General features: G+C 27.4%; 5 protein-coding genes. 4 read left to right on the top strand and 1 reads right to left on the bottom strand.

From position 1 onward, the window contains the following. Nucleotides 1–144 precede the first annotated feature (144 nt). Nucleotides 145–1,119 (bottom strand): porin, encoded by a 975-nt coding sequence (locus tag ACTTAY_RS06130; RefSeq protein ID WP_440672753.1) that lies wholly within the window; start codon nucleotides 1,117–1,119, stop codon nucleotides 145–147. Between the two features lie 187 nt (nucleotides 1,120–1,306). Between ACTTAY_RS06130 and ACTTAY_RS06135 the strand changes: the two genes are divergently transcribed. From ACTTAY_RS06135 to holA, 4 genes are all read left to right on the top strand, one after another. Continuing rightward, nucleotides 1,307–1,891 carry a DUF3576 domain-containing protein gene (locus ACTTAY_RS06135; RefSeq protein WP_440672754.1) on the top strand — a complete coding sequence of 195 codons (585 nt, stop codon included), beginning with the start codon at nucleotides 1,307–1,309 and terminating at the stop codon, nucleotides 1,889–1,891. 30 nt (nucleotides 1,892–1,921) lie between these two features. Continuing rightward, entirely contained in the window at nucleotides 1,922–4,474 is a 2,553-nt protein-coding gene (gene leuS, locus ACTTAY_RS06140; protein WP_440672755.1) for a leucine--tRNA ligase, read from the top strand. Continuing rightward, the gene (locus ACTTAY_RS06145) at nucleotides 4,467–4,931 is read left to right on the top strand and encodes a hypothetical protein (RefSeq protein ID WP_440672756.1); all 465 of its coding nucleotides are present in this window, start codon (nucleotides 4,467–4,469) and stop codon (nucleotides 4,929–4,931) included. The genes leuS and ACTTAY_RS06145 overlap by 8 nt, the downstream gene beginning before the upstream one ends. Next, a partial coding sequence (holA, locus tag ACTTAY_RS06150) for a DNA polymerase III subunit delta (protein ID WP_440672757.1) occupies nucleotides 4,921–5,808 on the top strand: 888 nt, incomplete at its 3' end. The genes ACTTAY_RS06145 and holA, both read left to right, overlap by 11 nt.

Here is a 5,808-nt window from a genome sequence, read left to right on the forward strand (position 1 = left end):
AAATTGTTGCGTTAGGAGGCATTTCTATAAATAATATCAAAAAAATTAGATTATTAGATAACCCTGAAATTGCGGGTATTTCTTTTTTTGAATAAAAAAAAGGCCTCTTAAAAGAGGCCTTTTTTAACTTAATTCTAAACTAAATTAGAATGCAAATGATGCACCAAGAGTCCATTTTTCGAAATCTTGGTTACTATTTGTTCCAAAATTAGCATTTTCAGCATCATGTATACCAGCTGAAATTGTCATACCACCTGCAGTATAAGAAGCAGAGATTGTCTCATATTCTGCATCAGAAGTTGCACCTTCTTGAGTGATATCTTCCATACCGTATGTGATAGAGATTTCATCATTAACTGTGTAAGACACCGCAAATGATTCTAAGTCATAGTCACTGCTTGCAGCTTCGATGTCTGTAGCTAAATCTGAGTATGAAAGTGTTACAGGTCCATATGCCCATGATGCTTTTATCACAGTTTCTGTACCACTTTTAGCTTCAGTTGCTCCAACTACATCAGCTTCCGCATAATTTAATGTTAGACCATAATCAGCGTTAGAGTAAGCAGCACCTAAACCAGTTCCTGAAGTTCTGTTACTACCTTGAGGTTGGTAAGAAGCATTCACAGTTAAACCTTCCATTAACTCTGGAGATGAGTAGTAGAATGAATTATCTCCAGCAGTTGCTGTTGCAGTATCACCTTGTTTGTTAACTTGTGCTGATGCATTAGTTAAACCATCAAACTTATCCCAGATGTCTCCAGCTGCAGATTTATCAATATTATTAGCAGTTGTCGTTCCACCTTCACCGTTTAATGTAAGTGTTCCCATCATATCAGTGCTTATAGAGACTGAATGACTATCAAAAGGACCTGGATCACCATCACCTTGGTCAAGAACAAATGATAAAGATACGTTAATACCATTATCTAATTCTCCACCACCAGAAAAAGTTAACTGATTACCCATTGAGTAGCCTGTTCCAGCGTTTAATTGTTCACCAGAAAAACCTTCTACGTTCATACTCGCTGAACCAGTTACACTCATTTCACCAGCATTTGCTGATACTGAAACAAGTGATGCTGCTAAAGCAGTAAGACCTATTTTTTTTATGTTGTTCATATTAATTACTCCTTGTTAAATTGTTATTATTAATAATAAACATAGTGTTTTTACAATAATTAGAACTATATTTGACATCAATACTCTAAAATTTCGTAAATTTTTAAATATTGTTGTATTTTTACAACATATTTAGCTTTTTGTATTAATTATGCTAAATTTTGTTATTTGTTGTATAAAAAATACAATGAAAACCGTCTTTAAAACACAATCCATAAAAAATTTGCTTTTTATAACCATACTATCAATTTGCTTAGTTGGATGTAATGGAAAATTACCTGGTGGTGACGCAAGAAAATTTCCTGCGGATCCGGAACTAAGAGTAAAACAAAATTTAGAAGAAGGTAGAGGATTTAGACTTTCTGAATTTGGAAATAACAATAGTGGAACTTTTGAATTTGCAAGTTCAAATGAACTTTGGAGAGCTTCGCTGGATGTTGTTGATTTCATGCCATTACTATCAGTCAATTATAGTGGAGGAATTATAATTACAGATTGGTATTCCTCAGAGGAAAATTCAAATGAATATATTAAAATATCTATAAGATTTCTTACAAATGAAGTTAGGTCAGATGCTCTTGATATTAAAATTTTTAATAAAAAATGTAATTCAAACTTAATAAGTTGTAAAATTTCTCAAAACGAAAGTATATTAAATATAGAATTAAAAAAAGAAATCTTAAAAAAAGCCTCTGTATACAAAAAAGAAAATACTGAAAAAAATAAAAAAGAATATAAAACAAGAAGAAAAACAAAAAACTATTACAAATAGTAAAATTTAAAATTAATTTATAAAAATTCAGTGGAACGTTATAATTTTAAATTAGTTGAAGAAAAATGGCAAAAATATTGGTTTGAAAATAAAAGTTTTGCTGTTGATGTAAATAAAAATAAAAAAAAATTTTATTGCCTTGAGATGTTTCCATATCCATCTGGAAGAATTCATATGGGTCACGTAAGAAATTATACAATTGGGGATGTACTTGCTAGATATAAATCTTTAAAAGGTTACAATGTTTTACATCCTATGGGTTGGGATTCTTTTGGTATGCCAGCTGAAAATGCAGCTAGACAAAACAATTTAAATCCTAAAGATTGGACAGAGTCTAATATTTCAGTAATGAAAGCTCAATTAAAAAAGCTAGGTCTTTCAATTGATTGGGATAGAGAAATCTCAACTTGTTCTACAACATACTATAAACATCAACAAAAATTTTTTTTAGAACTTTATGATAAAGGTCTTGTTTATCGCAAAGAAAACTATGTTAACTGGGATCCAGTTGACAAAACTGTTTTGGCAAATGAACAAGTAATAGATGGCAAAGGCTGGAGATCAGGTGCTACTGTAGAAAGAAGAAAATTAAATCAATGGTTTTTTAATATTACAAAATTTTCAAATCAATTACTTGATGGCTTAGATTCACTTAAAGAATGGCCTGAGAAAGTAAAAACTATGCAAAAAAATTGGATAGGTAAATCATTTGGTTGTGAAATAAGTTTTAAAATAGAGTCAAAGAAAAATATTAGAGAAATAAAATGTTACACAACCAGACCTGATACTTTATTTGGTATGTCTTTCTTAGCTTTATCAGTTGATCATCCTATTTCTCAGTTTTATTCCGAAGATCCAGACTTTTTAGAATTTAAAAAACAATGTTCCAAGAGTGGAACTACAGAAGAATCTATTGCCGTTGCAGATAAAATTGGTTTCAAAACTGATCTGTTTGCATTAAATCCCTTAGACCAAAATTCAAAAGTACCAGTGTATTTTGCAAATTTTGTTTTAATGGATTATGGCTTTGGTGCAGTTTTTGGTTGTCCTGCTCATGATCAAAGAGATCTTGATTTTGCCAATAAGTATAATCTTAAAATCTTACCTGTAGTTAAGCCAAAAAATAATGGGGAATTTAAAATTACTAACAAGGCTTATACCGAGGATGGAATACTTTATAACTCAGCATTCTTAAATGGGTTAAAAGTTCCAAAAGAATCTATACCAAAAACAATAGAATACTTAGAAAAAAATAATATTGGAAAAAGAAAAGTTAACTTTCGTTTAAAAGATTGGGGTATTTCTAGACAGAGATACTGGGGGTGTCCGATCCCAATAATGTATGATGAAAAAAATAATCCAACAAAGGTTCCTGAACATTTATTACCAATAACTTTACCACAAATAAATAAATTTGAATCTTCAGGTAACCCACTAGATGAACTAAACGATTGGAAAACAATTTTCATTGATGGAAAGAAATATACAAAAGAAACTGATACACTTGATACATTTGTGGATTCATCCTGGTATTTTTTAAGGTTCTGTTCACCAAAAAAAAACGATTATGGTTATAATATTGAGGATATAAAATATTGGATGCCTGTTGATCAATATATTGGTGGAGTTGAACATGCAATTCTTCATTTACTTTATTCGAGATTTTTTATGCATGCAATTTCAAATGAAAATGAAAATCTTAATATAAAAGAACCATTCAAAGGATTATTCACCCAAGGTATGGTTTGTCATGAAACCTACAAAGACAAAAATGGTAAATGGAGAAATCCAGAAGAGTTAATATCTCTAAACGGCAAAAAATTTTTAAAAGATGATAAGAATCACGAGGTAAAAATTGGACCATCGGAATCAATGTCAAAATCAAAAAAAAATACCATCGATCCTGAATTGATAATAAAAAACTATGGAGCAGACTCGGTAAGATTTTTTATTTTGTCTGATAGCCCACCCGAAAAAGATGTTCAATGGTCAGATGAAGGTATGAATTCGTCATATAAGTTTATACAAAAATTATGGGGCTTAAACCTAAAAATATTAAATGAAATTAAAATGAATTATCCGAAAAAAGAATCTCCTGAACTAGAAATAATTACAACAGAATTTGTTGAAAATGTTCAAAAAAATATTGAAAATTTTAGTTACAATAAAATAATATCTTCATTCCATAGTATGTACTCTCAAATAAACAAAATTGTAAATCATAAAATTGATAGTGAAAAATGGATTAATAATTATTCAAGTATATTGATAACAATGTTACCTGTATTACCTCATTTTGCCTCTGAATGTTTAGAAGGTTTAAAAATTAATATGTTTAAACATAACATTGAATGGCCAACAATAAATAAAAGTCTTTTAATAAAAGATGAGATAAATTTTGTTATACAAATAAATGGAAAAACAAGATCTGTATTAAATCTAAAAAAAAATATAACCGAAACAGAATTAATCAGTATAATTAAAAAGGATGATAAACTGAATAAATATATAAAATATGCTTCAATTAAAAAAACAATATTTATAAAAAATAAACTTATAAATTTAATAATTTCAAATGTATAAAAAAATTTATATTCTAATTCTAATTATTTTTCTAAATCAGTGTGGGTTTTCCCCGATATATACAAACAAAAGTTTTGTAAATTTTCAAATTACAAATATATCGTTTGAGGGTGATAGAGAAATAAACAATTTCTTAAAATCAAGACTATATCAATTTAAAAATAATGATAATGAAAAAAAATTTCAAATTAAAACAAATACAGAATTTAATAAAAATACTATCTCGAAAGATAAAACTGCAAAAATAACTGAGTACGAAATCTCTGCTATAGTAATATTTGAGATAAGTGCAAATAATAATTTAGTAAAAAAATTAACATTATCGGAAAGAAAAAACATGAATAATATTGACGATAAATTTGAAGAACAAAAACAAGAGAGAATAACAAAACAAAATTTTGCAAATATATTTTCACAAAAATTACTTGCTGAATTATCCATATTAAATGTTAATTAAATTCTTTGAAACAAGTAAGATAGATATAAAACACAATTCATTTATACTTTTACATGGAAATAATGAAGCACTAAAAGATCAAACTAAAACAAATTTATTAAAAAAAGATAATATATCTCACAATTATTATGAGAATGAAGTCATTAATAATTATAAAAATTTTTTTGAAAGCATTAGTTCAAAATCTCTATTTGAAAATGAAAAAATAATTATAATAAATCATGTAACAGACAAAATATTTCAAATAGTATCTGAAATTATAGATAAAAAATTCAAAAATTTAGTTGTAATTCTTGATGCAAATAATTTAGAAAAAAAGTCTAAATTAAGGTCTTTGTTTGAAAAATCTAAAGACTTAGTTTGTGTTCCGTTCTATCCTGACACAGATGAGACACTCAGGAATTTAACGATGGTTTATTTGAAAAACAAGAATATCTCGATATCCTCTTCAAGTGTAAATCTAATTTTAGATAGATGCAAAGGAGATAGAAAAATACTATTTGGTGAATTAGAAAAAATAACAAATTACTTAAAAAAGGGAAAAAAAATTAACACTGAAGCTGTAGCTAAATTAACAAATTTAATAGAAAATCACAGTATTTCTAAGCTAATAGACAACTGCTTAGCAAAAAATGAAAAAAAAACAGTTAATATTTTAGTTGAGAATAATTTTAGCAGTGATGATTGTATTGTAATTATAAGAATATTTATTAATAAACTTAAAAAAATTTTAAAACTTTCCAAAGAATTTCAAATAAATAATGACATAGACATAACTATTTCAACAGCAAAACCACCAATTTTTTGGAAAGAAAAAGAAATTACCAAACAACAAGTTATAAATTGGACACCAAATGCTATTAAAGAGATTCTTTAT

Origin of the sequence: Candidatus Pelagibacter sp. HIMB1715 (genome assembly GCF_052047595.1) — a bacterium.
Taxonomy (GTDB): Bacteria; Pseudomonadota; Alphaproteobacteria; order Pelagibacterales; family Pelagibacteraceae; genus Pelagibacter.